Source organism: Zoogloea sp. (assembly GCF_044344315.1).
GTDB lineage: Bacteria > Pseudomonadota > Gammaproteobacteria > Burkholderiales > Rhodocyclaceae > Zoogloea.
Genome location: NZ_JBIJDC010000200.1, coordinates 1 through 2,775, shown reverse-complemented (window position 1 = coordinate 2,775; position 2,775 = coordinate 1). Strand labels below are relative to the sequence as shown.

The 2,775-nt window shown below is 66.1% G+C and carries 1 protein-coding gene and 2 pseudogenes; all 3 read right to left on the bottom strand.

Annotated elements, in window-relative coordinates; all coding sequences use genetic code 11:
• Positions 1-676, bottom strand: a pseudogene (locus tag ACIQ09_RS22150) (RND family transporter); the annotation flags it as partial.
• 67 nt (positions 677-743) lie between these two features.
• Positions 744-2,522 carry a DUF1302 domain-containing protein gene (locus tag ACIQ09_RS22145; protein WP_398314582.1) on the bottom strand — a complete coding sequence of 593 codons (1,779 nt, stop codon included), beginning with the start codon at positions 2,520-2,522 and terminating at the stop codon, positions 744-746.
• 45 nt (positions 2,523-2,567) lie between these two features.
• Positions 2,568-2,775: pseudogene (locus ACIQ09_RS22140) on the bottom strand (DUF1329 domain-containing protein); the annotation flags it as partial.

Sequence of the window (2,775 nt, the reverse complement as noted above, 5' to 3'; positions counted from 1 at the left end):
CGGAGATGTCGCCCATCTGCTTGGCAAAGCCGATGATGCGCACCTGGGTGTCGGCGTCGGAGAACTTGTCGCGCACCTCCGCCTCCAGGCGCTGGCTGAACTCGAAGTAGTCCAGGCGCTTACCGGTGGCGGGATCGGGGTCGGCCAGTTCGGCCACCACCATGGCGCCGGAGCCGTCATTGGCCACCAGACTGCCGACGAAGCCGCCGATGATGGTGCGCTCGCGGATGCCGGCGATGTTGTCGGGGGTGAGGGATTTCACCGTCACGTCGCCACCGATCACGTCCTCGGCCTTCATCCCCTCCTCGGTGATCTGCACCGCCCGGGTGTTGGGCGTCCATAGGGAGGTAACGGTGCGCCGGTCCACGCCGGGCATGAAGAACAGGGTCTGGGTGACGTCGTACAGTTTGGTGAGGGCCTTCTCGTTCCAGATGTCGCCCTTCTTCGCCTCCACCACCACGATGATGCGGTTGGCGCCGAAGAGGACGTCCCGGTACTGGTTGAAGGTCTGGACGTATTCGTGGTCCTGCGGCAGCTGCTTGTCGAAGCCGGCCGACATCCTGAGCTGTGCGGCAAACACCCCCATGAGGGCGGTGAAAGCCAGCAGCACGCCCAGGGTCAGCAGCCGGTGCCCGAAGAAGAAGCGCTGCAGGCCGATGACCAGTTTTTCGATCATGTTGGGATTTCCTGTCTGTGCCGGGGGGCCGGCCGCACGCTGCTGCCGGCGCCCCCGGGCCTGCGGGTCAGAACGAGTAGGAGACGCTGGCGGCCAGGAAGTCCCGGTCGCGCATCAGGTTGTTGTCGCCGCCGCCGGAGAAGTTGGCGTACTGGAGGGCGCCTTTCCAGCGGTCCCGGTAGTTGGCAAAGACCGACAGGGTCACCGCCTTGCGACCTTCCACGAAGGGCAGCGCGTTGGGCGCGGTGCCCTTCACGTCGTGAGCGAAGTCGATTTGCGGCGTGAGGGTGATGCCGCTGCCGGCCACGTTGGGATAGTTGATGCCGATCTCCGCCACGTACCCCCAGGAAGTGCGGTTGGGGATGCCGTAGTTGGGCAGGAAGTACGGAATGCTGCCGCTGCGGTCCAGGTCCGGGTAATGGGCCACGGCGGCCTCGGCCAGGATGAAGCCGTCGGTGGCGCCAAGGGCGGTGGCCAGCCCGCCGAGGGGGTCGTTACGGGAGAAGGTGTAGAAGGCGGTGGTGTGGAACTGCCACTTCTTGTGCTCGACAAAGCCGGGGTGGCGGCCCACGTTATAAACGCTGTTCTTGTCGAACTTGCCCCCGAAGACCGACCCGAAGGGCACGGTCGGGTCGACGCCCACGCTGTCCCGCGGCCGGAAGGACAGCTCCATGCCCACGGCCACATCGCCCACCTTGGTATTACCGGAGACGGCAAACAGGTCGCGGTCCTGGCCGTAGGCCAGGAAGTAGCCGGTAACCGCCCCCGCGTCGCTGCCGGTGAAGCCCAGGAAGGGCAGCTTGTCGTGGTAGCGCTGATAGGTGAAGGCGAACTCGGTGTCGATGGATTCGGCGTTGTAGCGGAAGTTGACCCCGTACTGCCCGCCCTGCTTGGGCTTGGCCTGGCCCAGGTAGGGCACGGCCGTGCCATTGAGGAGCATCTGCCTGTCGGTCAGGCCGGAGCGGTCGCCGCAGGGCGTCGGCAGGGCGAAGTCGTTGCAGATGGAGGTGGGGTAGTAGGCCACCCGGTTGCCCTGGCCGATCACGTCGGCGCCCGAGAAGAAGGTACCCACCGGGTCGAACTTGAAGCTGTTCCAGGCGAACTGGTAGTAGGCCTCCATGCCCAGGTGCTCGGTCAGACTGCCCGACCAGGAGGCCATCGGTGCCGGGATGAACACCTCCTTGATCTGGGTGCCGGGCACGTGGAACTTCTGCAGGTCGATGGCGTTGATCTGGTTCACCCCGCCGAGGATGAAGATGTCCTCACCCCAGGAGATCACCTGGTTGCCCAGCTTGAGCTTGCCGCGCTGATCGCCGTAGCGGATCTCCTTGGCCACCCAGGCATCCAGCAGGTTGGCCCGGGAAGTGGCCGATGACTCGGTGACATCGGTGCGGCGGGTCTGGTCGGCCTTGAAGTCGTGCACCCAGTAGACCCGCGCCAGGGCGCTCCAGCCCTCCGGCGCCTTCAGGGACAGATCGTGGGTGCCCTTGAGGGCCATCGAGACAATGTCGCCCTTCTTGTAGTTGAGGGTGCCGTCGTCGAAGTTGGTGTAGTTGAAATCGGCGTTGGCGTAGCCATTGCCGCCCTGGCGGGCCTGCAGCTGGGTGTTGGAGCCCCGGTTGGTGCCGCCGCTGTCGTTGCCGATGATGCGGGAGTCCGGGGACGACATGCGCCGGATGGCGCCGAAGGACACGATCGAGTCGAAGCTGCCCGAGAGGCCCTCCTCGCTGCCGAAACGGAAGGCCTGGGAAGGGTCGGACCAGGCCGACAGGGCCGCCGCCACGGCCAGGGTGGCCGGAGCCAGGCCGAAGCCGGCCCGGCGACGGGAAATCGCCTTTGTCTTCATGATGGAAAACTCCTGGGTGAGGATCGTTGGCTGGGGAGGCGGGGATCAGCGCTCGCCGCGGCGGCGCAGCTCGTCCTGGCTGAAGGTGCCGGCGTTGACGCGGCCTTCCTTGCCGGCGGTGAGATCCAGCACCTCGCCTTCGGCGGTCCAGTTGTCGGTCACGTAGCGGCGGGCCACCAGGTCGTATATCTGGTACTCGTAGGACATGCACGCTCCCACGTCCGGCGCGGCCCACAGGCTGCCTTCCTGCACG